Source organism: Oryzibacter oryziterrae, from assembly GCF_021864535.1.
Taxonomy (GTDB): Bacteria; Pseudomonadota; Alphaproteobacteria; order Rhizobiales; family Pleomorphomonadaceae; genus Pleomorphomonas; species Pleomorphomonas oryziterrae.
Window position 1 is genome coordinate 1 of record NZ_JAKJIC010000025.1, and the last position, 23,217, is coordinate 23,217.

The window sequence follows — 23,217 nt, forward strand, 5'->3', positions numbered from 1 at the left end:
GGGCCGCAGGGTCTCAAGGGCGATACCGGCGCGGCTGGACCGCAGGGCCTCAAGGGCGACACCGGCGCGACCGGGCCGCAGGGCCTCAAGGGCGACACCGGCGCGACCGGACCGCAGGGTCTCAAGGGCGACACCGGCGCGACCGGACCGCAGGGCCTCAAGGGCGACACCGGCGCGACCGGACCGCAGGGCCTCAAGGGCGACACCGGCGCGACCGGGCCGCAGGGTCTCAAGGGCGACACCGGCGCGACCGGACCGCAGGGGCCGACCGGCGCGACCGGGGCACAAGGTCCGGCGGGGGCAACCGGAGCGCAGGGACCGAAGGGTGATGCCGGGGCAACCGGCGCAACCGGGGCAACCGGCCCGCAAGGCCCCGCCGGATCGGGCGGAGTCTCGATAGTGGTCAAAAGCCTGCCGGCTTTCTGCGAGCACTATATGGTGATGGCCTACGATGCCCAGGGCAATCCGCTGTCCCTGTGCATCACCACACCCTGACACCCGATCATCATGTCAAAGGGCAAAGGGACAATCTACGCATCCGCTTTGCCCTGAACCTCAAAACCGCACCCTCGTTTCGGGATCCGACACATGTCACGCATGATCATGGCCGCGCTGCTGGCGGCTTCCACGGCCCTGCCCTCAACGGCGTACGCTAGCGAGACGCCGCATCTCGGTGAGGTGGCGACCTTTGCCTTCAATTACTGCCCCCAAGGCTGGGCGCCCACAAACGGGATGCTGCTGTCCATTCAACAGAACCAGGCTCTCTTCTCACTCCTGGGGACAAAATTCGGCGGCAACGGCGTCAACAGTTTTGCCTTGCCCAAGTATAGTGTGATCAGCGCACCGACGAACAGCGCTCCCGGACAGTTGATGACCGTCTGCATTGCATTGCAAGGGATTTACCCTGCGCAACAATGACGACAAAGCCGGCTGGCCTTGCGGCCAACCGGCTTTTTCTGCGCTTGGAGAGGCGATCGATCAGAGACGATAGAGGATCTGATCGGTCCAGAAGCGTTCGAGCCGCTGCAGCGACTTGTTGAGCGCCTTGAAATCGTCGCGGTTGATGCCGCCAACGGTCTCGATCGAGATGATGTGGCGATTGTAGAGCTTCTCGACGATGTCGGCCACGGCCTGCCCCTTGTCGGTGAGCTTCACGCGGACCGAACGGCGGTCCATGCGGGAACGCTGGTGATGGATATAGCCCATCTCGACCAGCTTCTTGAGATTGTAGGAAACGTTGGAGCCGAGGTAATAGCCGCGGGTGCGCAGCTCGCCGGCGGTCAGTTCGCTACCACCGATGTTGAACAGCAGCAGGGCCTGGACGGCGTTGACGTCGGTGCGGCCGGTACGATCGAACTCGTCCTTGATCACATCCAGAAGGCGGCGATGCAGACGCTCGACGAGGCGCAGCGCTTCAAGATAAAGCGGCTGCAGGCCCTGTTCGTCGTCCTGCTCGGTTGCGTATAGGTCGAAGGCGCGCTTCGCGTTGGCCATGGTAGACTGCCTCTCTGTCACATCATTTTTTGTACGGCTCTTTGTCCGTATTGATGGTGACTGTAGCCGACAGCCTTGAAAATCAGCTTAAGGGGCAGGCTGAATATTGTTTTAACAGCAATCTCGACATTTGACGCAGCAGGCGACCGATCCGCGCAATAACGGATGGCCAAGATGTCTTGGAATCCGGGCATTCATCGGCAAATCTGGCAAATTAGACTCAGTTTGCTAGCAGACGAACGGAAGCGAATCTGGACCTTGCGAAGAATTCGTCAATTTTATCGAATAAGACTCTGTTGACTCTCACTGACGATCGCGAGCGCGTTCATACAGATAGGTGAGAGCGGCGTAGAGGACGACGCTGCCGATGTGAAAGGCCATGACAGTGTAGTTCCGGCCGAACTGGGCGGCGAAGGCGCCGTAGAGCGCCGTCTCGGTCAGAGCGCTGATCATCCAGACGACGGTGCCCCAGGAAGCGAGCAGCCACAGGCCGACGGCGGCGACGAGATCGGCAACAGAAAAGAACAGCGTGGCGACGATCACCGGTGACGGCTGGGAGAGAAAATCGCCGCCATCAAGGCTGATGCCGAGGATGGTGGCCCAGCGGGCGAGGCCCGAGAACAGGAATACCACCGAGAGAACGCGCACGTAGACGACAAGGACAAGGCGCGCGTCAAAGCGGGCCCGGCCGATACCGGGGTTCTTCATGGGTCCGTTGGCAGATCCGCTCATGGCGCCGTTCCCGTTCGCATCCGACGCGAGGGGCGCGTCACGCCCATCGAATAGAGCATCGCCGCAGTGCGATCAATTCTCATCTCCAATGGTGGAGCGCTCGCGGACAGCGTGCTAAGAGGCTTCATCCTCAATCCCGTCCCCCACACCTTGAGTCTGCCATGAACGACAAGCGCGCCGCCTCTCATGCCCCCCTCCCCGACATGCGGGACATTCTCGGCGGCAAGCGGATGCGACGGTTGCGGCAATCGGACTGGTCGCGCCGGCTGGTGCAGGAGAATGCGGTAACGGTCAACGACCTGATCTGGCCGATCTTCGTCATCGACGGCGAGAAGACCCGCACGCCGATTGCCTCCATGCCCGGCGTCGAGCGGGTGACCGTCGACGAGGCGGTGAAGGATGCGCAGGAAGCGGCCAAGCTGGGCATTCCCGTGATCGCGCTGTTTCCCTATACCGATCCGAACTTGCGCGATCCGGACGGCTCCGAGGCGCTGTCGCCGGACAATCTGGTCTGCCGTGCCCTGCGCGCCCTCAAGGAAGCGGTGCCGGAGATCGGTCTGATGACCGACGTGGCACTCGACCCCTATACGAGCCACGGGCATGACGGGCTGCTGGACGGCGACACCATTCTCAACGACCAGACGGTGGCCGTGCTGTGCCAGCAGTCGGTCAATCAGGCGCGTGCCGGCGCCGACATCATCGGCCCCTCCGACATGATGGACGGCCGCGTGGGCGCCATCCGTCAGGCGCTCGACGCGGAAGGCTTCGAGCATGTGCAGATCATGGCCTATTCGGCCAAGTATGCGTCGGCCTTCTACGGCCCGTTCCGCGACGCCATCGGCACCAACAAGACGCTGCGCGGCGACAAGCGGACCTATCAGATGGATCCGGCCAACACCGACGAGGCGATCCAGGAAGCCGCCCTCGACATCGCCGAAGGGGCCGACAGCATCATGGTGAAGCCGGGCATGCCCTATCTCGACGTTGTGCGGCGCCTGAAGGACGAGTTCGGCGTGCCGACCTTCGCCTATCAGGTGTCGGGCGAATACGCGATGATCAAGGCCGCCGAGCTCAACGGCTGGCTGGACGGCGAGCGGGCGATGATGGAGAGCCTGCTGGCCTTCAAGCGCGCCGGCGCCGACGGCATTCTCACCTATTTCGCGCCGGCGGTGGCGCGCAAGCTCAGGGGATGAGGCAGGCCTACCGCATGCGCGCCCTGGTCCGCCTTGTCCTGACACTGGGATGCCTGCTGGCCGGCGCGGTGTTGCTGGCCGGCTGTTCATCGGTCGACCCCGGTCAGGCCGATCTCTGCCGGCAGATGCTGCCGGCACTGGAACCGGACGGGATGGTGCGCGTGCTCTCCATACAAGGAGAAGCTCAGCTCGCCCATGTGATCCGCGTCGCGTATCAGGTGGAGGAACCGGGCGACATGCCGCGCGGGGGGCTGTTGCGCTGCGCCTTCGGCGGCGGGTCCTTCGACGAGGACCGGATGAAGATCACCGGCATCGAGCAGGATGGCCAGCGCATTGGCGATGCACGGCAGTTCTTCCTCGAGCGCTTCTGGCTGGGCAAGCCCGACGCCATGCGCGAGGGCGAGGCCCGCCTTCTGGGCAAGATGAGCTTCGACCCGATCCTGCCCTTCAAGGTCTCGAGCGACACCGGCTATTTCGTGCAGCAGATGATCAATGCGCTGCCGGTGGGCGCCTTTTATGCCTTCCTGGCGGTGGCCTATGCACTGGTTTACGGCCTCGTGGGCCGGATCAACCTCAGCTTCGGGCAGCTCGCTGTCGCCGGCGCCTATGGCGCGGTGGCGATGACGGCGCTGGTGGGCAATGCGCTGACCGCGCTCTCCTCGCAAGGGGTTATGCTGGCGGCGCTGATCACGCTGGCAGCGGCGACGCTCTATGGTGCGGTGATCGGCGAGGTGACGGGGCGCGCGGTGTTCCTGCCACTGATGCGCGCGGGCAGCCGCAGCTTCCTGATCGCCAGCATCGGCCTCGGCATCGTGATGGCCGAAGTGGTGCACCTGGTGGCCGGGGCGCGGGTGAAATGGGCGCAGGTGATCCTCGACAATCCCATCGCCGTCATTGGCGGCGGCTTTGAGGTGACGATCACGGTGATGCGCGTCTTTGAGGTGGTGGGCGCCGTGGTGGTGCTGGGCGGCCTGATGGTGGCCATGCGCCGATCGGACTTCGGCCGGCGCTGGCGGGCGATCGCCGACGATCGGCAGATGGCACGCCTGCTGGGCATCGACGTCGACAGCGAGACGCTGGCAACGATTGCGCTCGCCTCCGCCCTCGCCGCGTTGGGCGGGGCGATGATGGCGCTGCATTATGGCGAAGCGAGCTATGAGGTGGGTCTCGCCTTTGGCCTCAAGGCGCTGGTGGCCGCCGTGCTGGGTGGCATCGGCTCGCTGCCGGGGGCGGCGCTGGGCGGCCTCATCATCGGCATCACGGAAACGCTGTGGTCGGCCTATCTTCCCAACGACCAGCGCGAGATTGCGATCTATGCCGTGCTGATCTTGGTGCTCATCTTCAAGCCCAGCGGGCTGTTCGGCATCAGCGACGACGGGCGCAGCTTGCCGGACCGTTCAGAGGTATAAATTAAGGTGAGGGTGAAAGGGCGCAAAACCATTTCCCTTTCAACCTACCTTGCAGCAACGCATTCCATCGAGCCGCATTTCTGTGGGATAATCTTCGTCGTCCTCAGGGCCCCGCTCTGCAATGATCACAGATAGAATTCAAACGGGAGGTTTGTCATGACCGATCATACGCCTGGCTTTTCCACGCTCGCCATTCATGCCGGCGCCGCGCCCGACCCGACCACGGGCGCGCGTGTGACGCCGATCTACCAGACCGCCTCCTATGTGTTCGAGGACGTGGATCACGCCGCCAAGCTGTTCGGTCTCGAAGCCTTCGGCAACATCTACACCCGCATCAACAACCCGACGCAGAGCGTGCTTGAAGAACGCGTCGCGGCGCTGGAAGGCGGCACGGCGGCGCTGGCCGTCGCCTCTGGCCATGCGGCGCAGCTGCTGGTGTTCCACACGCTGCTGCAGCCGGGTGACGAGTTCATCGCCTCGCGCAAGCTCTATGGCGGCTCGATCAACCAGTTCACCAACTCGTTCAAGAACTTCGGCTGGAACGTTGTCTGGGCCGATCCGGCTGACATCTCGAGCTTCGAGAAGGCCGTGAGCCCGCGCACCAAGGCGATCTTCATCGAGTCCATCGCCAATCCGGGCGGCATCGTCACCGACATCGCCGCCATCGCGCAGGTGGCCAAGCGCGCCGGCGTGCCGCTGATCGTCGACAACACGCTGGCCTCGCCCTATCTGGTGAAGCCGATCGAGCATGGCGCCGACATCGTCGTGCATTCGGCCACCAAGTTCCTCGGTGGCCATGGCAACTCGGTGGGCGGTGTGATCGTCGACGGCGGGTCGTTCGACTGGTCGCGCGAGGGCCGCTATCCGATGCTGAGCGAGCCGCGGCCGGAATATAACGGCGTAGTGCTGCACAAGACCTTCGGCAACTTCGCCTTCGCCATCGCCTGCCGCGTGCTCGGCCTGCGTGACCTTGGCCCGGCGATCTCGCCGTTCAACGCCTTCCTGATCCTGACGGGCATCGAGACGCTGCCGCTGCGCATGCAGCGCCATTCGGACAATGCCAAGGCCGTGGCCGAGTTCCTCTCCAACCACCCGAAGGTGGCCTGGGTGTCCTATGCCGGCCTGCCGGGCGACCGCTATCACACGCTGCAGGAGAAATATGCGCCCAAGGGCGCCGGTGCGGTGTTCACTTTCGGCCTCAAGGGCGGCTATGACGCGGGCATCGCGCTGGTGAAGAATGTGGAGCTGTTCAGCCATCTCGCCAACGTGGGCGACACGCGCTCGCTGATCATCCACCCGGCCTCGACGACGCACCGGCAGCTCACCGACGCCCAGAAGTCGGCCGCCGGCGCCGGTCCGGACGTGGTGCGCCTGTCGGTCGGCATCGAGGACGTGGCCGACATCATCGCCGACCTCACCCAGGCGCTTGACCAGATCGACTGAGGCAGGTGGAAAGGCCCGTCTCCGGGCTTTTTCGGCGCGGGGATGCGTGCTATATATCAGGAGTGGAGCGGGCAGCGCCAACCGCCCGCTCCGTTTATCATGCCTTGAAGCTTAGGCGGATCGTTATTGACCAGCGATCCGCCGTCTTCGAGAGCATGACTTCCAGCTTCCACGGTTTGAACCGCATCGTCTGGACTCCCTTATCGAGAGCGAGGCTGTCGCCACAGCCGTGGAAGCCCATTTTCCACGGTCGTGCTGCTGGCATGGCACTGCTGCTTCCGATCCTGATTTGTTCACCATCCAATAAGTTGCAAGCGCCGTCAATCCGCGGATTGCGCGGCTTGAAATCCATTTCCTCAGGTTGAGATTGTTCAGTCCTCGGCGACCGTGCGGCGGGCGTGGACGGTGGCGGCGGTGAGGGCCAGGACGGCGACCAGCTGGTGGGCGAGCGCGAGCGGCAGCGGGACCACCAGCAGCAGCGTGGTGATGCCGAGCAGCGCCTGGAAGCCGACGATGCCCATGAGGATGGCCGCGCGGCGGCGGACCAGCGGATCGACGCTGTGGCGGGCGACGAAGAGATGGTAGGCCGTCAGCGCCAGCACCACATAGGCGCCGAGGCGATGGACGAACTGCACGGTGGCGACATTCTCGAAGAAGTTGGTCCAGAGCGGCGACTGCGTGAGCAGGTCCGGCGGGATGAGCCCACCGTCCATCAGCGGCCAGGTGTTGTAGGTGAGGCCGGCGTTGAGGCCAGCGACCAGGCCACCCAGGAAGATCTGCACGAGGATGGCGGCCACAACGATGCGCGCGCTGCGACTGACGTCGCGCGGCTCGAAGTAGGCTGAGCGGCAGGCACGATAGCCTTCGGCGGTCCAGACGGTGGCCACCAGGATGAAGGAGGCGAGCGTCAGGTGCGTGGCGAGGCGATACTGGCTGACGTCGGTGCGATCGACGAGGCCGCTGGCCACCATCCACCAACCAACGGCCCCTTGCAGTCCGCCGAGCAGGAAAAGGACGCCGATGCCGCGATAGTTGTCGCGGTGGATATGCTTGGTGGCGACGAAGGCGAGAAACGGCACGAGAAAGACGAAGCCGATGAGGCGGCCCAGCAGGCGATGGCTCCATTCCCACCAGAAGATGAACTGGAAGTCGGACAGCGACATGCCCTTGTTGATCTCCCGATACTCGGGGATCTGCTGGTACTTGAGGAATTCCTCGTTCCACTCCGCCTCATTGAGCGGCGGGATGACGCCGTGGATCGGCTTCCATTCGGTGATCGACAGGCCGGACTGGGTGAGGCGCGTGGCGCCGCCGACCAACACCATGGCGATGATCATGACCGCAACGATCCAGAGCCACGCCCAGAGCGCCCTGTCCCGATCCGGATTGGAAATCGGGGGATACACCGGCGCCTTGCGAGGTACGATCTTGGTCATGGACAATCCCGGTACGGACTTTTCATCGATGAGCATGTAGCATAGCGACAGATCGGGTCAAATGTGCGAATGGTTTAGAGACCGGTCCAGAGTGTGTTCAGGAAGCCACAGTGTCGCCTCGCCTCAAGAAATTCATCGGAACTCTCATTCTGTTTGCGTTCCTGCCCTTCTACACGCTGACGGCCATGGTGTTTGCCGTGGCGCTGCTACCCGGCCAGAATTTCTGGCTGCAGGCCCTTTATTATGCGGTGGCCGGCCTCCTGTGGGTGTTACCGGCCGGAGTGGTCGTCACATGGATGTATCGCGCACCCAAGCGATGACGGGACAGATCTCGATCTCGGACGATCTCGGCGCCTTGCGGGATGCCTGGCGGCAGCTCGAACGGACGAACAGCACGCCTTTCCAGAGCTTTGCCTTCGTTGGTGCCTGGTTTCGCCACATCGGCCTGCCGCGCGGCCAAAAGCCGCTGGTGGTGGTGTTTGGGCCAGTGGAGGCACCGCGGTTCCTGCTGCCGCTGACGATCGGCAAGATGGGGCCCTTGCGCGTGGCCGCCTTTCCCGGGGGCTGTTTTGCGACGCAGAACGTCGGGGTCGGCGCCCCGCCGGCAGACGCCCTGCCCCTGCTGACAGCGGCGCTGGCAGCGCAAGGCATCGACCTGCTGCTGTTTGCCGACCAGCCCGTCGCGATCGGCGGAGAGAGCAATCCCCTTGTCGCCCACAACGCCCGCCTAGCGCCGCATCCCGCCTTTGCGGCTGATCTCGACGGCGACTTCGCGGCGCTGATTACGCGGCATGGCGGCGGGCGCAAGCGGCACCGATTGCGCACCAAGCTCAAGGCCTATGGCGAGGGAACGGCCGAACCGGTCGCGATAGAAGATCCGGCTGGGGTGCAGGCCAGCCTCGACGTGTTCTTCTGCCAGAAGGCACAGCGCTTTGCCGAGCGAGGGCTACCGGACGTGTTCGCGCCGCCGCAGGTGCGGCAGATGTTCAAGGACATTGCCGAAGTGCTTGAAGTTCATACGCTCTGCATCTCGGGCCGGGTGGCGGCCGTGCTGGTGCTGGGCAAGGCAGGGTCGACACGGCACCTGTTGATGAGCAGCTTCGACCCGATCTTCAGCAAGGCCAGTCCGGGCGAGAGCCTGTTGCATCTGGTGCTGGAGCGATGCGGTGAGCAGGGCGTCACCACGGTGGATTTCGGCCCGGGAGCCGAGCGCTACAAGACCGGCTGGGCCGACCGGACAGTGCCGCTCATGGAGAGCACGATCGGCTTGACGCTGAAGGGGCGCGTTGCCGCAAGCCTCTATCGCAGCTGGCGCCGGCTGCGAGCGACGCTGGCCGCGAGCAAGAGGCTGCGCGCGGCGATCCATCGGCTTCGCAGGCGCAGCACCTCAGGCGACAGCGCCGACTGAGGTGCTCTCCGGCGGAACCGCGATGGAGACGTCGGCGAGACCGTGCTTGAGCAGGATGTCGCGCGCGGTGGCGATCTCGGTATCCTGCTCGTCGCCCACCAGCACCACATGATCGGCAAGCGCGATGAAGGTGGTGATCACCGCATCCGAGCGCATGGGCCCGAGATCCAGCAGAACGAGATCATAGGTGCGGGCGAGCGCGTCGAGCATGGTGCCGACGCCGTCGCGATCGGACAGCGCTTCGTCCAGCGGCGACAGGCCGGCGGCGATCTCATGGGCGCGGGTGACCGGATTGCGGCGGATGATCTCGGCGAAATCGGCGTCGCCCATCAGCAGGTCGGACAGGCCCGGCAGGGCGGCGTGGCCCTCGACGGTGTCGGTCTCGATCACGACGACATGGGCGCCCTCCCCGGCGGCGCGGCGCGACAGGGCGTCGATGGTGCGGCGGCCGGCGGTGAGGTCGGAGAAGCCGACGACGGCGACGCGGACGCGGCCTTCCGACAACAGCAGCCCATGCAGACCGGCCACGGAGAGGAAGTCGGGATAGGACGCGGCGCGGGCCGGATCAGTGGCGGCAGCGGTGAGCGAGCCGACACGGGCGCGAAAACGGCGAACGCGTGGATCGAGCGTTTCATCATTGGTCGGCGCGGGCGGCGCGATGATTGCGATCGGTTCGGGTTGCGGCTTGGGCAGATCGGCGGACTGCGGCAGCGGTTCGACGGAGGCGGCGGGCTCGTCCTCGGCGTCATAGTGCGGCTTGCGCAGCGGCACCAAGGCGCGACCGGACGTGAATTCGGCGGTGATCACCCAGGCGACCGACAGCAGGAAGGCGGCCAGCGTGGCGACGATGCCCATGGGAATGACGCGCGGGAACACCGGTTCCGCCGGCACCATGGCGCTGGCGATGACGCGGGCGTCCGCCGGCGTGGCATCGGCATTCTGGCGGGCGAGCGCGGTGCGATAGCGCGCCATCAGGTCTTCGAGCAGGCCGCGCTGCGAGGCGGCGTCGCGTTCGAGGGCGCGGAGCTGCACTTCGCTCTCGCCATCAGCCGACGAAGCGGCCTTCAGTTGGTCGAGGCTGGTGGTGAGGGCGGTGATGCGGCTGCCGGCGACCTTGGCGTCATTGGTGAGACTGGCGAGGATGCGGCCGGCTTCGGCCTTCTCCTGGCTCATGATATCGCCGATCTGCGACTCCACCGCCTTCACCTGCGGGTGGGCGGGCAGCAGGGTAACGGACAGTTCGGACAGGCGCGAGCGCAGGGCGATCTCGCGGCTGCGCAGCGAGCGGAAGGTGTCGGACGTCAGCACGTCGCTGGCGGCGTCGAGACTGGACCCGCTTTTCAGCACGCCGGCGAGCAGCTGCGCCTTCGACTGGGCGGAGGCCTGATCGTTGCGCGCGGCGGCCATGGCGTTGGTGAGATCGGAGATTTGCTGGCGGGTCGGGGATGCATTGTTCTCTCCGACGATCAGGTCGGAGCCCGAGCGGTATTTCTCGACGGCGGCCTCTGCATCCTGCACCTTGGCCTGAAGGCGGGTGACCTCCTCGCCGAGCCACTTGGTCTGATCGGCGCCGGCGCTGCGCTTGGCCTCGCCCTGCAGCGTCATGTATTCGGCGACGATGGCATTGGCGACATCGGCCGCCAGCCCGCGATCGCGGGCGGTGAAATGCACGGTGATGACGCGCGAGCCATCGACGCGGAACACCTCGAGATGTTCCATGAAGGTGTCGATCATCCGCTCTTCGGGCGAGGCGCGCGAAGGATCGGCGTTGATGCCGAGCATGACCGCCACGCGGATCAGCGGATTGGTGAGCGCGCCGTTGAACTCGGAACTGTCCTGCAGGTGGAAGCGCGCAGCAACGCGGCGGGCAAGATCACGGGACGTGAGGAGCTGGACCTGGCTGGCGACCGATTCCTGGTCGAGCAAGGTCTGGTCGGTGGCGTCGGGCTGGGAGGACTGGGTGATGCCGACTTCCCGCCGCTCGATGAGGATCTTGGTCTCAGCCTGGAAGCTTGGCGGGATCAGCGACAGGCCGACGAACGCCACCACGGCGGTGAGGCCGGTGACTGCGACGATCCGCAGACGGCGACGCCAGAGCGCGGCCAGAATCCCCTTGAGATCCAGCGCGATATCGTCGTCGGGATGGGCGTGGTCAGCGGACATACTCGATACTCGACCTTTGCGCACCCACCGACCGGGTTGAACCAACCTGATCGACAAGCGGTTGCTCAAACTTTTGTCTCTGGAGCGATTTCGTCTCGAACTGACTTTGGTCAGATCGGAAAGCGCTCCAGCATTCCGGCCAGGCAGGCGCCGGCCCCAAGTTTTCCTGGCGGGGCAAACCCATACGGTAAACCGTTTGCCTGTCGCGGCGTCCGCGGCCAGCTTCACGGCGGCATCCGAACAGCGGAGTGCCGACGGAAAACGGCGCAGAGCTGCACAAATCCAGTTTCTTCTGCGTAATTCTTGAGGCTATTATGGTAACCACGGAGTTAAATTGGCTCAACAATCGCCGGCGCGCCAGTTCTTTTGATCCCGCCTATTAATAAACTGTCAATATTGGTAAACAGGCGTTTTCATTTCATTAACCATGAGCCCTTACCATGACGCGCGTCTGTCCAAGAGGTCTCATGGTATGGCCAACATGCACCGTCGCACTTTTCTCGTCATGGCTCTTGCTGGCCTGAGCGGATGCGTCTCCACGCGCCCGGCTCCGAAAGCAGACCCTGCCATGCCGACGGGGCTCGATGGTCCCTATCGCCTCGACAGCGGCGACAAGCTGCGCGTGACCGTGTTCGAGCAGGCCTCGCTCAGCAACACCTACAGCGTCGATCAAGCCGGCTATATCTCCTTCCCGCTGATCGGAAACGTGCCGGCGCGCGGACTGACGACGCAGGAACTGGCGGGGTCGATCGCCAAGGGGCTGCGAGCCGGATATCTGCGCAATCCCGACGTTTCGGTGGAGGTGGACACCTACCGCCCGTTCTTCATCATGGGTGAAGTACGCAATCCCGGCCAGTATACCTATGTGAACGGGCTGACCGCGCAGACGGCCATCGCGATTGCCGGCGGCTTCACGGCGCGGGCCAGCGAAGGCTCGGTGCAAATCACACGGCAGATCAACGGTCAGGTCTATACCGGAGCCATCCCGCTCACCGCACCCGTGCGGCCGGGCGACGTGATCCGCGTGGGGCAGCGCCTGTTCTGAACGGCGTCGAAAATGCCTGCGGCGGGACGCCTTGAATGACGTCCCAAAGATGAAAATGAATTTGCTCAAATAGATCGCTTTTCCTTCATGATCCGGAAAGCCTAAGACGCGTTTACCCAAGGGCTTAACGAAAATAAGATTGGTCCAAGCCGATAGTGCCCCCTGAAAAAACAACGCGCCGGACACCGGTGCGGACGGCGTTCGATCCTCGCAAACCGGACGTCGACAACAGGGAAGCGAAGAAATGTCGGATACGGGCAAACTCCGGATCGTACATATCGTGCGCTCGCCGATCGGCGGCATCTTTCGGCATATCGTTGATCTTGCGGAAGGGCAGATCGCAGCTGGCCATGATGTGGGCGTGATCTGCGACTCGCTGACGGGCGACGCCATGTCGGCGCGCTGGATCGCGCGTCTTTCACCGCAATTGAGCCTGGGACTGCATCGTGTGCCGATGCTGCGCACGCCCGGCCCGCAGGACATGCTGGCAGTGTGGAACCTTGCCCGCCTGATCCGCAAACTGTCACCCGACGTACTGCACGGCCACGGCGCCAAGGGCGGCGTGTTCGCCCGGGTGATCGGCAGCTGGCTCGGCTTTGTGGGCAAGCGCCCCTTGCGCATCTACTGCCCGCATGGCGGCAGCCTGCATTACGATCCGAAGTCGGCGCAGGGCCGCATCCAGTTCATGATCGAGCGCCTGCTGGCGCGGGTGACGGACGGCTTCATCTTCGTGTCCAATTACGAGGAGCGCACCTTCCGCACCAAGGTCACGGTGCCGCTGAAGCCGGTTCGGCGCGTGTTCAACGGCCTGAAGCCGGAAGAGTTCGAGCTGCTGGAACCGTCGGAATATGCAGCGGATCTGGTGCATGTGGGCATGCTGCGCAAGCTCAAGGGCACACAGGTGCTGATCGAAGCCCTGAAGCGGCTGGCCGAGCGCGAGAACCTGCGTCCGACGCTGCGCATCATCGGTGCCGGCGAAGATCGCCATGCCTTCGAGGCGCAAGTTGTCGAAGCCGGTCTGTCATCGCAGGTGCACTTCTTCGAGCCGATGCCGATCCGCGATGCGCTGGCGCAGGGACGGATCCTGGTGGTGCCGAGCCTTGCCGAGTCCATGCCCTATGTGGTGATCGAGGCGAGTGCGGCGGGGATGCCGGTGGTGGCGACACGCGTCGGCGGCATCGGCGAGATCTTCGGCGACCTGTCGGACCATCTGGTGCCGCCTGACAATCCGGCGGCCCTTGCCGCCAAGATCGGCTCGACGCTGCGAGCCGAAGCTGAGGCGCGCGAGCGGGCTCTGGCGATCCGGGAGGCGATTGCGGAAGACTTCTCGGCGGACCACATGGTCGCCAGCACGCTCGAGTTCTACGGCGATCTGATGACGCCGCGGCGTGCGCGCCGTGTCGAAGCTGCGGACACAACACAGCCGCAGGGCAAGCCTGCGCGCGGACGCACCCTCCCCCTTTCGCACTGACATTTCAGGACACGCCCCCATGGCCCTTCAGGAAACGTCACCCGACTTCGGGGTTCCGGCTGCCACGCCCCCCGCCTCCACCACAAGCGCGACGCCGCGCGGCGATCGAGCAAAGAGTGTAGCCAAGGCCTTTTCCGAGGCAACGATTGCGCCCTCGCTGGTCAGCGGCAGCGCGGCGGCCTTCGAGTTTGCCGCCCTGACTGCGGTTGGCGTTCTGATGGAGCGCCTTTGGGCCGCGCCGGCCTCTCTCGGCGACTATCTTCCCACGGTGGGGGCATCGCTGCTCGCCGTACTGACCGCGCAGGTGCTCGGCGCCAACGAGGTGCCGATGCTGCGCCGGCATGCGCATCGTCTCGGCCGGTTGCTGGGCGTCTGGGCCGCCGTGTTCAGCCTGTGCGCAGTGGTGATGATTGTGGGCGATTTGACGCCTGCGCTCGCACGCAGCTGGTACCCGGTGTGGTTCCTGAGCGGGTTCGTGACGCTGATCTTCGCCGCGGCCGTCTCGGCCACGGCCGTGCGCAACCTGACGCGGGCCGGGCGCCTGCAGAAGCGGGCCGTTATCGTCGGTGGCGGCCCCCTGGCGGAGAGCCTGATCAACGCGCTGGAAACCTCCGGCGGCAATGAGCTCAAGGTGCTGGGCATCTTCGACGACCGCAACGACGACCGCAGCCCGGAGAGCCAGCAAGGCTTCCCCAAGCTCGGAAATGTCAACGAACTCGTGGATTTCGCGCGCGTGGCCTCGGTGGACATGGTGATCGTGTCGCTGCCGCAGACCGCCGAGGTGCGCATCCTCCAGCTTCTCAAGAAGCTTTGGGTGCTGCCGCTGGACATTCGGCTGGCGGCGCACTCGAGCAAGCTGCGCCTGCGTCCGCGCTCCTATTCCTATGTGGGACGCGTGCCCTTCCTCGACCTGTTCGATCGGCCGATCGCCGGCTGGGACTCGGTGGTCAAGCGCGTGTTCGACGTGACCATCGCCTCGCTGGCCATCGTTGCCCTGTCGCCGGTGCTGCTGGGAACGGCGATCGCCGTGCGCCTGTCCTCGCCGGGGCCGATCCTGTTCCGGCAGAAGCGCTATGGCTTCAACAATGAAGTCATCTCGGTGATGAAGTTCCGCTCGATGTATAATGACAAGGCCGACTATGCGGCGTCCAAGGTGGTGACCAAGGGCGATCCGCGCGTGACGCCGGTGGGGCGCTTCATCCGCAAGACCTCGCTCGACGAGCTGCCGCAGCTTTTCAATGTGCTCAAGGGCGACCTGTCGCTGGTGGGACCGCGGCCGCATGCGGTCAACGCCCATACCGAACAGCGCCTTTGGGAAGAAGTGGTCGACGGCTATTTCGCCCGCCACAAGGTCAAGCCGGGCGTGACCGGCTGGGCGCAGATCAACGGCTGGCGCGGCGAAGTGGATACGCCGGACAAGATCCAGGCGCGCGTGGAGCATGACCTGCACTATATCGAGAACTGGTCGGTGCTGTTCGACCTCTACATCCTGATGCTGACGCCGATCCGCATCCTCAATCAGGAAAACGCGTACTGATACCATTTCGCCCAGGATGCATATGCATCGGCTCAATGACGAAATCTCGAACTTCTCAATTGCGTCAGAGGCGTGAGACGTTCGAAAGCGGAACACCAAGTGTCATTTCAACCACTCTTGGTGCAAGGTGCCCAGATGACGCTGGCAGTGGAGCCTATGCAGAGCCGTGGTGGCCTGGTCTCGCTTGCGAGGCTGGGCCGCGCCGTTCTGGCGCTGTCGGTGTTCCTCGGCGGCTTCGTGGTGTTCGAGCCGGCGCCTTACGAACTGTTTCTCGTGGCGGTGATCCCCCTGTGGTTTCTGGGCGGGCTGAAGATCCCGTCTTCGGTGGGGCCGCTGTTCGTGCTGCTGATCGTCTACATGTGCGGCGGTCTGCTCTCGACGACGCAAACCGGCGCGCCGCGCTTTGTCGACGCGTTGGTCTACATGGGCGTTTCGCTGTTCCTCTCTCTGTCGGCCGTATGGTATGCGGCGCTGATCTCGGAGGACGTGACGCGGGTGCGCCTGGTGGAGCGCGCCTATATGGCGGCGGCGCTGGTGTCGGCCCTGGTGGGCATCACCAGCTATTTCCATCTTCTGCCGGATTCCGATCTGTTCCTGCTCTATGACCGGGCTCGCGGCACCTTCCAGGACCCCAATGTCTTCGGCCCCTATCTGCTGCTGCCGACGCTTGTGCTGGCGCGGCGGCTGATGACGCGACCGGTGCTGACGCAGCCGGGCAATCTCTTGCTGCTGGCGATCTTGACACTGGCGCTGTTCCTGTCCTTTTCGCGCGGCGCCTGGGGCATGACCGCGCTGGCGCTGATCATCCTGGCGATGACGGTGGCGGCAACGGCGAGGACCAATCGGCAACGGCTGGTGCTGGTGGGCATGGTGGTGGCGGGACTGGTGTTCATCGTGGTGCTGCTCGGTATCGCAGCCTCGATCCCGTCGGTCCACGACATGCTGCTGCAGCGGGCCAAGCTGGTGCAGGACTATGACGGCAAGACCGGCGCCGAGCTCGGCCGCTTTGCCCGTCACTGGGTGGGCTTCATGATGGCGACCGAAAGACCGCTGGGCATCGGCCCCTGGGAGTTCGACCGCCTGTTCATCGAGGCGACACACAACACCTATCTGAAGGCCCTGATGGAATATGGATGGCTGGGTTTTGCAGCCTATGTGACGTTGATCATCTGGACCGCGCGCAAGGCTGGACGAATGATGTTGCAGCGCAACGATAGTTGTATAGATTTTTCACAATGTGTGGCGGCAGCCTTCTTCGCCCATGTAGCAGTCGGATGGATCATTGATACCGATCACTGGCGGCATTTCTACATGATCGTCGGACTGATCTGGGGGCTGGAATCGCAAAAAAAGGCCCGGCTCAAAGGGCCGGGCCAGTTGCAGGACCAGCGCAAACAAGTTCGCGCCGTTTCACCCGTTTTCCGCGCCGAGTGAACCCTGATCAAAACTAGTATGATTATTGATCAAAAATTTTAGCCGAAAGCAAGCTCCAGTCGCATCATGACGAGTGGAAATAAGCATTAGTTTTCAGTTTTTGGGATGGGCAAATGTGCCGAGCGGCTCAGGAAAGTGCCCATTTTGGCGGAAATTAATATATACCAATATGCATCGTTTAGCTTTATAAGCCTTGCAGCCCAACCGGTGTATCACCTAATTGAACACTATAGCTTGCATCGAGCTTGCCAGCGCCATACGGGATGTGAAGAACATGCAGCCCTTCGAGCAGGAACAAACGACACTAACAAAGTCTGCTTTTGATGACCCCTCGATCCTGAGCGGACAGTTCTGGGGCGAGTTGCGCGTCTTCCTTGCGGTCGCCAAGGCCAAGTCTTTCAACAAGGCCGCCGACATTCTGAACACCAGCCATCCCACCGTGTCGCGCCAGGTCAAGCGGCTGCAGGACATGATGGGCTCGCAGCTGTTCGTTCCGACCAAGAGCGGCGTGCGCCTGACGCCGAAGGGCGAAGAGCTGGCCCGTTCGCTGATCAATCTCGACCAGTCGCTGTTCTCGCTGACCAACGACCTCAAGGCCGAGTCGCGCGACACCGAGGGGCTGGTGCGCATTTCGATCACGGACGGCCTGAACACAGCCTTCCTGACGCCGAACCTGCCCTCGTTCACGTCCAACTATCCGCGCATCCAGATGTCGCTGAAGGCGCCGCAGAACGTCAACAGCCTGAGGGAAAACCAGACCGACATCATGATCGGCTTCTCGGTTCCCACGGCTGCCGACGTATCCTACAAGCAGCTCGGCTACCTGCACTTCATTCCCGTGGCTTCCCGCGAGTATGTGCGCCAGAACGGACTGCCCTCGCGCGCCAACATCCACCAGCATTTCTTCGTCCACTCGGAATATTACACCGCCAAGACGGGCCTGTGGGATCGCTGGCACAACATCATCCACCTGGGGCAGATCGTGCATCTGTGCGAGAACCCGGTGTCCTACGCGATGATGACGAAGGCCGGTGTCGGCATCGGCCTGCTCGCCAGCTACACGACGCTGGACCCGCAGCTGATCCCGCTGGATCTCGACATCCACGTGGCGGTGCCGATCTATGCGATTGCGCTGGCTGAGCGGCTGCAGGCGCGCCCGGTGCGCATCACCTATGACTGGCTGTGCGACATGCTGTCGACGCAGAACCCGTGGCTGGCGCGCGAGATGGTGCTCGGCATCCTGCCGAACGATTATGACCTCGGGTTCCGCCTGACGTTCAACATCTGAGCCCATCGGCGACACAGCTTGCGCCTCGCGGCGCCCTGCAAGCCGCCTGAAATCGACAAGGCCGGCCCGACGGGAACGTCCGGCCGGCTTTGTCATTCCGGTTCGCAGGATGCTGACGCATCGGCTCGTTGACGATCTTGGGTGGTTTCGCGCTGGCTGCGGAGGCGGATCGCCAGCAGCCGATACAACCGAAACCTGAGACTAAAGGCTGCCAAGCCAGCTTGAGAGCTCCGGAGCAACCGTCACCCGATCGGCTGCCTCCTCCGCCACACGCTGATAGAACTCCGCCATCTGCGTCAGCTGGGCAACCAGTGCCGGGCTCACCTCGTCGCTGTCGGTATCCAGGAGGCGTTGCAGCGCCTGCTGGTGGATGACGCCGGTGTCGCGGACCATGGCGACGAATGAGCGTTCCTCGGCCGGATCGAACTGCAGAAAGGAAGCCATCGCGCCGCCTACTGCCTGTTGTCGAGTTCGAAGACGGACGGCACGTCCCACTGGCCCTCGACGCGGAAGAGCACGGTGGCATCGGTCTCTTCCGAAATCATGTTCTCCGGCGGCACCAGCTCGCGCACGAGTTCCACATAGGGCTCGGCGTGACCGGCGAACTGGACCGGCTGCTTGTCGACCTGCTTGAAGCCGAGCAGCATGCGCCACAGGCGCGCATATTGCGGCATGGCGTGGGTGAGCACGCGGGTATAGCCCTTGCGGGCAATGTGATCGAAGGCGAACTCGGCGGCGGCCTTGATGGTGCGCGGATCGCGATACTCGGGACGGAAGCAGGTGCGTTCCATCTTGGCGAAGTCCTTGAACCAGCGGATGCGGACAGTGCCGGCCGGCTCGTCGTTCACGTAGCAAAGAACGTGAGTGGCCTGGTAGTCGTTGCCGTCGAAGGCCTGAGTCGCCTTGACGCCATGCTCTTCCATGAAGCCGATGGCGCGAATGGCATAGGTGTGCAGCAGCTGTTCGTATGAAGTTACAATTTCCGTGCGTATGGAGTTGTGGCTACGCGCTGGCTTGTCGGACTTGATCGACATGATGCGGCTCCTTTGTTTACCGTCCCTGCTGCAAGGATGAAATACCGCTTTGAGGCCAATCGGAATGGTGCGAAAATTGGAACCGTTGTACAGCATCGTTGAAGCGGAGAGATCATGCGGGTTGGCGATACGGCTATTCTGAAGCGTCTGGAATCCATCGCCCTCGATGCCGCCGTCGATCATGGTGCCGATTTCAACCGTGTGGTTGAGGCCATGCGGCAAGCAGTTGCAGCCATGCCCGCAGACGAGCGCCAATCGCTGGAAGACACGATCGCCATCCTGACGGATGAACGCTTCAGCCCGGCCCAATCAAGCCGCATGCTCAAGCCCTGAGGCGCAGAGGCCACGCCACGAAGCACCCAAGCGCATCGGCCAAGCGCCTGACGGCGCTTCCGCTACAATCGATCTTCAGAGAGAATTGGATGGTCGGGCAGAGAGGATTTGAACCTCCGACCCCGTGTCCCCCAGACACGTGCGCTAACCAGGCTGCGCTACTGCCCGTCCAACAAAGCGTCCGGTGCCTGTTCGTCCGGACGGGAGGGGTTTAGCCGGTTCGTCGGCCCCCGACAAGAGCTAATTTCGCAAAAACGCATTCACCGCCAAAGCCCGCGTCATGTGCGTGGCGGCGCTGTGGAAATGTTCGCCGGCATCACCGGGTCTGGTCGAGCAGGCGCTTGCACTCGAGCAGTTCGAACAGGGTGGACTGCAGGCGGCGAATGTCTTCGCGCGACAGAGCCCCCGTCGCCGACGCGTGGGTGGCACCGTGGTCGGACGAAGAGCCGCCACGGAAGCGATCCATGAACTTGAAGCCGCCGCGGGCGGGCGCGCCCTCGGGCAGAATGCCGGCGGGAAGCACGTCTTCCTCGACGGGCTGGGCCTGGGTCGCCTTGGCGACGGCGGCGGCCATGAAGGGCGCTGGCGCCGGACGGTCGACACGCGGCTCCAGAGGACGTGCAGAGACGCGTGGCGCCATGGGCGGCTCTGGCGGCGGTGCATAGGCCTCATCGGCCTCACCGGCGTCATCAGCGGCAAGCGACGGCTCGACATCGCTGCCCTCATCCTCATCCATGTCGGCGGCCGTGGGACGATCGAGCGGGATTGGGGCGCCGGGATTGTGCCAGATGTCCATGACGAAGCGGACACCCTGCTCTTTCAGAATCCGCTGCACACCCTTGATGGTGTAACCTTCGCCATAGAGGAGATACTGGATACCGCGCAGCAACTCGACGTCGTCGGGACGATAATATCGCCGCCCGCCGCCGCGCTTCATCGGACGAATCTGGGTGAACTTGGTCTCCCAAAAACGGAGAACGTGCTGCGGCAGATCGAGATCTTCCGCAACCTCGCTGATTGTTCTGAAAGCGTCCGATGCCTTTTCCACTCTGAAGGCCTGTCACTCAAATTCAGGCGCCAAAACGCCAAATCAAATCGCTCCGCGCACTATAGCGTCGAGCGAGAGGCAATTCCAAGCATCAGATTTGTGCTGCATTGCCTCAGGGAATACCATCTCGGGAAATCGCAGAAAACTGCAGTCCGTCGCGAGTGTGCGACGGCCCTGCAGCTCACTGCAGTTCCAGACAAGACAGCACGAAATCAGCAAGGCGGCGAGACGATCAGACGTCGTCTTCCATTTCGCCCTCGCCACCATTGATCTGGTGCTTGAGGACGTTGCTGGGCTTGAACACCAGCACGCGGCGCGGAAGGATGGGGACTTCCTCACCGGTCTTCGGATTACGGCCCACGCGCTCGGTCTTCGAACGGACCGAGAAGGTGCCGAAGGACGACAGCTTCACGGTCTCGCCGGTGACGAGGCAATCGGCAATCTCACGCAGGACCGATTCGACCAGTTCGGCCGACTCGCTCCGAGACAGCCCGACGTTCTGATAGACGGCCTCGCACAGATCGGCGCGGGTGACGGTTTTGCTCCCCATGGATCGCAAGCTCCCGTTTTCCATCAACCGAAGATAGACTCCGGTCGAGGCACATACATTGACGTTGGTCTCAGACGGTAGAGCCTGACGCAAGTCCGGTCAACCGATTTTTCAGCGCAAGTCTTTCCAAACACAGCACAAACGTCTGCATCCTACCAACGGACGACGATGGCACCCCAGGTGAAGCCGCCGCCCATGGCTTCCAGCAGCACGATGTCGCCGCGCTTGACGCGCCCATCACGCACCGCAAGGTCGAGAGCCAGCGGGATCGAGGCGGCCGAGGTGTTCCCGTGCTGATCGACGGTGACCACTACCTTGTCAGGGGCAATGCCGAGCTTCTTGGCGGAACCGTCGATGATGCGGCGGTTCGCCTGGTGAGGAATGAACCAGTCGATCGATTCGCCGGTGAATCCGGTGGCCTCGAAGGCGGACTGGATGACGTCGGTCACGGCGCCGACGGCAAACTTGAACACTTCCTGGCCCTGCATGCGCAGATGGCCAGCGGTCTGGGTGCTCGACACGCCGCCATCGACGAAGAGCTTCTCCTTGTGGCGACCGTCGGAGCGCAGATGCACGGAGAGCACACCGCGATCGTCGGTGGTGCCAGCCCCCTCTTCGACGCCGAGCACGACGGCACCGGCACCGTCGCCGAACAGGACGCAGGTGGTGCGGTCCTTCCAGTCGAGGATGCGCGAGAAGGTTTCGGCGCCGATCACCAGCGCCTTCTTGGCCAGACCGGCCTTCAGCATGCTGTCGGCGGTGCCGAGCGCAAAGACGAAGCCGGAGCAGACCGCCTGCACATCGAAGGCAACGCCCTTGACGATGCCGAGGCGGTTCTGAACTTCGACGGCGGTGGCCGGGAAGGTGTTGTCCGGCGTGGAGGTGCCGAGGACGATCAGGTCGATTTCGGAGGCGTCGACGCCGGCGCTTTCAAGAGCCCGCTGGGCGGCACGCGTGGCCAGATCGGAGGTGAACTGCCCGTCGGCGGCGATGTGGCGCTGGCGGATGCCGGTGCGCTGCACGATCCACTCGTCGGAGGTATCGACGAAGGTGGCGAGTTCGTCGTTGGTGACGGCCCTGTCCGGCAGATAGCTGCCCGTTCCAAGAATAACGCTGCGGATCACGCCCGGTCTTCCTTCTCGCTGTCCACCGGGCCACTCGCCTGACGCTCGCGGTAATAGTGGGCCAGATCTGTTTGAATCTTGCTGATCAAATTGTTTCGCGCCATGTCATAGCCGAGATCGAGGGCGCTTGCGAAGCCCAAAGCGTCGGTTCCGCCGTGGCTCTTGATGACAATGCCGTTGAGGCCGAGGAAAACAGCACCGTTGTGCTTGTTCGGGTCCATCTTGTCGCGCAGACGCTTGAAGGCGGACCGCGCGAACAGATAGCCGATGCGGGCCATCATGGTGCGACCCATGGCGGCCTTGAGAAAGGCGGCGAGCTGCTTGGCGGTGCCCTCGGCGGCCTTGAGCGCGATGTTGCCCGAGAAGCCCTCGGTGACGATCACATCCACATAGCCTTGGCCGATGCCGTCGCCTTCAACGAAGCCCGCGTATTCGAGGGACGGAAGGTCGGCATCGCGCAGCAGCTGGCCGGCGGTGCGGACTTCCTCGTTGCCCTTGACCTCTTCGACGCCGATGTTGAGCAGCCCGACGGTGACCTTGTCCTTCTGGAACAGGGCACGGGCCATGGCACCCCCCATCAGGGCGAAATCGAAGAGCTGCTGGGCGTCGGCGCCGATGGTGGCGCCCATGTCGAGCACCACCGACTCGGACCGCGTGGTCGGCCAGATGGCGGCGAGTGCCGGACGCTCGATGTCGGCCATCATGCGCAGGCAGAATTTGGACATGGCCATCAGGGCACCGGTGTTGCCAGCGGAGACGGCAACATGGGCCTCGCCGCGCTTGACCGCTTCGATGGAGCGCCACATGGACGATTTGCCGCGCCCGTGGCGCAGGGCCTGCGACGGCTTCTCATCCATGCCGATGGTGACGTCGCAATGATGGAAATTGGAGACGGCCTTGAGCGCCGGATATTTCTCGAGCTCCGGCAGGGCATGCGCCTGATCGCCGTAGAGTTCGAAGCGCAGATCGGGACGGCGCTTGAGTTCCATGTCGGCGCCGGCCAGCGTGACAGAGGGACCGAAATCTCCTCCCATCACGTCAATGGATATGATCGTAGGCTGCGCCATGATACCTC

Annotated in this window: 23 protein-coding genes, 1 tRNA gene and 1 pseudogene; 13 read left to right on the forward strand and 12 right to left on the reverse strand. The window is 63.6% G+C overall.

Annotation, left to right across the window (positions count from 1 at the left end; translation table 11 throughout):
• Nucleotides 1-495: pseudogene (locus L2I41_RS19115) on the forward strand (hypothetical protein); the annotation flags it as partial.
• Nucleotides 496-588: 93 nt separating this feature from the next.
• Nucleotides 589-918 carry a phage tail protein gene (locus tag L2I41_RS19120; protein WP_313791152.1) on the forward strand — a complete coding sequence of 110 codons (330 nt, stop codon included), beginning with the start codon at nucleotides 589-591 and terminating at the stop codon, nucleotides 916-918.
• 60 nt (nucleotides 919-978) lie between these two features.
• Here L2I41_RS19120 and ldtR read toward each other — a convergent pair whose 3' ends face one another.
• Together ldtR and L2I41_RS19130 are read right to left on the reverse strand one after the other, a co-directional pair.
• The gene (gene ldtR / locus L2I41_RS19125; protein WP_237155185.1) at nucleotides 979-1,494 is read right to left on the reverse strand and encodes a transcriptional regulator LdtR; all 516 of its coding nucleotides are present in this window, start codon (nucleotides 1,492-1,494) and stop codon (nucleotides 979-981) included.
• 303 nt (nucleotides 1,495-1,797) lie between these two features.
• Nucleotides 1,798-2,226, reverse strand: a complete 429-nt coding sequence (locus L2I41_RS19130; RefSeq protein WP_237155186.1) for a DUF6163 family protein — start codon at nucleotides 2,224-2,226, stop codon at nucleotides 1,798-1,800.
• Between the two features lie 203 nt (nucleotides 2,227-2,429).
• Here L2I41_RS19130 and hemB point away from each other — a divergent pair, with 203 nt between their 5' ends.
• From hemB to L2I41_RS19145, 3 genes are all read left to right on the forward strand, one after another.
• Entirely contained in the window at nucleotides 2,430-3,419 is a 990-nt protein-coding gene (gene hemB, locus L2I41_RS19135) for a porphobilinogen synthase (protein WP_237155230.1), read from the forward strand.
• A gap of 14 nt (nucleotides 3,420-3,433) precedes the next feature.
• Nucleotides 3,434-4,828 (forward strand): branched-chain amino acid ABC transporter permease, encoded by a 1,395-nt coding sequence (locus tag L2I41_RS19140; RefSeq protein ID WP_237155187.1) that lies wholly within the window; start codon nucleotides 3,434-3,436, stop codon nucleotides 4,826-4,828.
• Nucleotides 4,829-4,984: 156 nt separating this feature from the next.
• A complete protein-coding gene (locus tag L2I41_RS19145) occupies nucleotides 4,985-6,271 on the forward strand; it encodes an O-acetylhomoserine aminocarboxypropyltransferase (RefSeq protein ID WP_237155188.1) in 1,287 nt (428 codons plus the stop codon).
• 97 nt (nucleotides 6,272-6,368) lie between these two features.
• On the opposite strand, the gene L2I41_RS19150 is transcribed toward L2I41_RS19145, so the two are convergent.
• A complete protein-coding gene (locus L2I41_RS19150) occupies nucleotides 6,369-6,623 on the reverse strand; it encodes a hypothetical protein (protein WP_237155189.1) in 255 nt (84 codons plus the stop codon).
• Nucleotides 6,624-6,642: 19 nt separating this feature from the next.
• Entirely contained in the window at nucleotides 6,643-7,707 is a 1,065-nt protein-coding gene (locus L2I41_RS19155; protein ID WP_237155190.1) for a COX15/CtaA family protein, read from the reverse strand.
• Between the two features lie 110 nt (nucleotides 7,708-7,817).
• On the opposite strand from L2I41_RS19155, the gene L2I41_RS19160 reads away from it, so the two are divergent.
• Nucleotides 7,818-8,027 (forward strand): DUF2842 domain-containing protein, encoded by a 210-nt coding sequence (locus L2I41_RS19160; protein WP_237155191.1) that lies wholly within the window; start codon nucleotides 7,818-7,820, stop codon nucleotides 8,025-8,027.
• Nucleotides 8,000-9,115 (forward strand): GNAT family N-acetyltransferase, encoded by a 1,116-nt coding sequence (locus L2I41_RS19165; protein WP_237155192.1) that lies wholly within the window; start codon nucleotides 8,000-8,002, stop codon nucleotides 9,113-9,115. The genes L2I41_RS19160 and L2I41_RS19165 overlap by 28 nt, the downstream gene beginning before the upstream one ends.
• Here the strand turns inward: L2I41_RS19165 and L2I41_RS19170 are convergent.
• Nucleotides 9,095-11,278, reverse strand: coding sequence for a GumC family protein (locus L2I41_RS19170; protein ID WP_237155193.1), 2,184 nt, complete (start codon nucleotides 11,276-11,278; stop codon nucleotides 9,095-9,097). The two genes, L2I41_RS19165 and L2I41_RS19170, sit on opposite strands and share 21 nt — an antisense overlap.
• 472 nt (nucleotides 11,279-11,750) lie before the next feature.
• Here L2I41_RS19170 and L2I41_RS19175 point away from each other — a divergent pair, with 472 nt between their 5' ends.
• The 5 genes from L2I41_RS19175 (at nucleotide 11,751) to L2I41_RS19195 (ending at nucleotide 18,053) form a co-directional block, all read left to right on the forward strand.
• Complete coding sequence (locus tag L2I41_RS19175; protein ID WP_237155194.1) at nucleotides 11,751-12,323, forward strand: polysaccharide biosynthesis/export family protein; 573 nt, start codon at nucleotides 11,751-11,753, stop codon at nucleotides 12,321-12,323.
• Nucleotides 12,324-12,567: 244 nt separating this feature from the next.
• Nucleotides 12,568-13,794, forward strand: a complete 1,227-nt coding sequence (locus L2I41_RS19180; protein WP_237155195.1) for a glycosyltransferase — start codon at nucleotides 12,568-12,570, stop codon at nucleotides 13,792-13,794.
• Between the two features lie 19 nt (nucleotides 13,795-13,813).
• Entirely contained in the window at nucleotides 13,814-15,331 is a 1,518-nt protein-coding gene (locus tag L2I41_RS19185) for an undecaprenyl-phosphate glucose phosphotransferase (RefSeq protein WP_237155196.1), read from the forward strand.
• 135 nt (nucleotides 15,332-15,466) lie between these two features.
• The gene (locus tag L2I41_RS19190) at nucleotides 15,467-16,765 is read left to right on the forward strand and encodes an O-antigen ligase family protein (protein ID WP_237155197.1); all 1,299 of its coding nucleotides are present in this window, start codon (nucleotides 15,467-15,469) and stop codon (nucleotides 16,763-16,765) included.
• Nucleotides 16,766-17,039: 274 nt separating this feature from the next.
• On the forward strand, nucleotides 17,040-18,053 hold the full coding sequence (locus L2I41_RS19195; protein ID WP_237155198.1) for a LysR family transcriptional regulator: 1,014 nt from the start codon (nucleotides 17,040-17,042) through the stop codon (nucleotides 18,051-18,053).
• A 201-nt stretch (nucleotides 18,054-18,254) separates the two neighbouring features.
• Here the strand turns inward: L2I41_RS19195 and L2I41_RS19200 are convergent, their stop codons facing one another.
• Both L2I41_RS19200 and L2I41_RS19205 read right to left on the reverse strand, forming a co-directional pair.
• Nucleotides 18,255-18,497 (reverse strand): hypothetical protein, encoded by a 243-nt coding sequence (locus L2I41_RS19200; RefSeq protein ID WP_237155199.1) that lies wholly within the window; start codon nucleotides 18,495-18,497, stop codon nucleotides 18,255-18,257.
• Nucleotides 18,498-18,505: 8 nt separating this feature from the next.
• Nucleotides 18,506-19,087, reverse strand: a complete 582-nt coding sequence (locus L2I41_RS19205) for a GNAT family N-acetyltransferase (RefSeq protein WP_237155200.1) — start codon at nucleotides 19,085-19,087, stop codon at nucleotides 18,506-18,508.
• 114 nt (nucleotides 19,088-19,201) lie between these two features.
• Between L2I41_RS19205 and L2I41_RS19210 the strand changes: the two genes are divergently transcribed.
• Nucleotides 19,202-19,420, forward strand: a complete 219-nt coding sequence (locus L2I41_RS19210; RefSeq protein ID WP_237155201.1) for a hypothetical protein — start codon at nucleotides 19,202-19,204, stop codon at nucleotides 19,418-19,420.
• A 90-nt stretch (nucleotides 19,421-19,510) separates the two neighbouring features.
• Here L2I41_RS19210 and L2I41_RS19215 read toward each other — a convergent pair.
• The 5 genes from L2I41_RS19215 to plsX form a co-directional block, all read right to left on the reverse strand.
• Nucleotides 19,511-19,588, reverse strand: a tRNA-Pro gene (locus L2I41_RS19215).
• A 148-nt stretch (nucleotides 19,589-19,736) separates the two neighbouring features.
• Entirely contained in the window at nucleotides 19,737-20,468 is a 732-nt protein-coding gene (locus tag L2I41_RS19220; RefSeq protein ID WP_237155202.1) for a MerR family transcriptional regulator, read from the reverse strand.
• Nucleotides 20,469-20,700: 232 nt separating this feature from the next.
• Nucleotides 20,701-21,018, reverse strand: coding sequence for an integration host factor subunit alpha (locus tag L2I41_RS19225; protein WP_237155203.1), 318 nt, complete (start codon nucleotides 21,016-21,018; stop codon nucleotides 20,701-20,703).
• Nucleotides 21,019-21,170: 152 nt separating this feature from the next.
• A complete protein-coding gene (locus L2I41_RS19230; protein ID WP_304610566.1) occupies nucleotides 21,171-22,142 on the reverse strand; it encodes a beta-ketoacyl-ACP synthase III in 972 nt (323 codons plus the stop codon).
• Complete coding sequence (gene plsX / locus L2I41_RS19235; protein WP_237155204.1) at nucleotides 22,139-23,209, reverse strand: phosphate acyltransferase PlsX; 1,071 nt, start codon at nucleotides 23,207-23,209, stop codon at nucleotides 22,139-22,141. Before plsX ends, L2I41_RS19230 begins: the two co-directional genes overlap by 4 nt.
• Nucleotides 23,210-23,217: the final 8 nt, after the last annotated feature.

What these genes read in the sequence shown, in the direction of transcription:
- L2I41_RS19150 (WP_237155189.1), bottom strand. Translation starts at nt 6,623, where the DNA reads ATGGATTTCAAGCCGCGCAATCCGCGGATTGACGGCGCTTGCAACTTA.
- L2I41_RS19120 (WP_313791152.1), top strand. Translation starts at nt 589, where the DNA reads ATGTCACGCATGATCATGGCCGCGCTGCTGGCGGCTTCCACGGCCCTG.
- L2I41_RS19170 (WP_237155193.1), bottom strand. Translation starts at nt 11,278, where the DNA reads ATGTCCGCTGACCACGCCCATCCCGACGACGATATCGCGCTGGATCTC.
- L2I41_RS19180 (WP_237155195.1), top strand. Translation starts at nt 12,568, where the DNA reads ATGTCGGATACGGGCAAACTCCGGATCGTACATATCGTGCGCTCGCCG.
- L2I41_RS19200 (WP_237155199.1), bottom strand. Translation starts at nt 18,497, where the DNA reads ATGGCTTCCTTTCTGCAGTTCGATCCGGCCGAGGAACGCTCATTCGTC.
- ldtR (WP_237155185.1), bottom strand. Translation starts at nt 1,494, where the DNA reads ATGGCCAACGCGAAGCGCGCCTTCGACCTATACGCAACCGAGCAGGAC.
- hemB (WP_237155230.1), top strand. Translation starts at nt 2,430, where the DNA reads ATGCGGGACATTCTCGGCGGCAAGCGGATGCGACGGTTGCGGCAATCG.
- L2I41_RS19225 (WP_237155203.1), bottom strand. Translation starts at nt 21,018, where the DNA reads ATGGGGAGCAAAACCGTCACCCGCGCCGATCTGTGCGAGGCCGTCTAT.
- L2I41_RS19205 (WP_237155200.1), bottom strand. Translation starts at nt 19,087, where the DNA reads ATGTCGATCAAGTCCGACAAGCCAGCGCGTAGCCACAACTCCATACGC.
- L2I41_RS19195 (WP_237155198.1), top strand. Translation starts at nt 17,040, where the DNA reads ATGCAGCCCTTCGAGCAGGAACAAACGACACTAACAAAGTCTGCTTTT.
- L2I41_RS19140 (WP_237155187.1), top strand. Translation starts at nt 3,434, where the DNA reads ATGCGCGCCCTGGTCCGCCTTGTCCTGACACTGGGATGCCTGCTGGCC.
- L2I41_RS19210 (WP_237155201.1), top strand. Translation starts at nt 19,202, where the DNA reads ATGCGGGTTGGCGATACGGCTATTCTGAAGCGTCTGGAATCCATCGCC.
- L2I41_RS19175 (WP_237155194.1), top strand. Translation starts at nt 11,751, where the DNA reads ATGGCCAACATGCACCGTCGCACTTTTCTCGTCATGGCTCTTGCTGGC.
- L2I41_RS19130 (WP_237155186.1), bottom strand. Translation starts at nt 2,226, where the DNA reads ATGAGCGGATCTGCCAACGGACCCATGAAGAACCCCGGTATCGGCCGG.
- L2I41_RS19190 (WP_237155197.1), top strand. Translation starts at nt 15,467, where the DNA reads ATGACGCTGGCAGTGGAGCCTATGCAGAGCCGTGGTGGCCTGGTCTCG.
- L2I41_RS19165 (WP_237155192.1), top strand. Translation starts at nt 8,000, where the DNA reads ATGGATGTATCGCGCACCCAAGCGATGACGGGACAGATCTCGATCTCG.
- L2I41_RS19145 (WP_237155188.1), top strand. Translation starts at nt 4,985, where the DNA reads ATGACCGATCATACGCCTGGCTTTTCCACGCTCGCCATTCATGCCGGC.
- L2I41_RS19185 (WP_237155196.1), top strand. Translation starts at nt 13,814, where the DNA reads ATGGCCCTTCAGGAAACGTCACCCGACTTCGGGGTTCCGGCTGCCACG.
- plsX (WP_237155204.1), bottom strand. Translation starts at nt 23,209, where the DNA reads ATGGCGCAGCCTACGATCATATCCATTGACGTGATGGGAGGAGATTTC.
- L2I41_RS19155 (WP_237155190.1), bottom strand. Translation starts at nt 7,707, where the DNA reads ATGACCAAGATCGTACCTCGCAAGGCGCCGGTGTATCCCCCGATTTCC.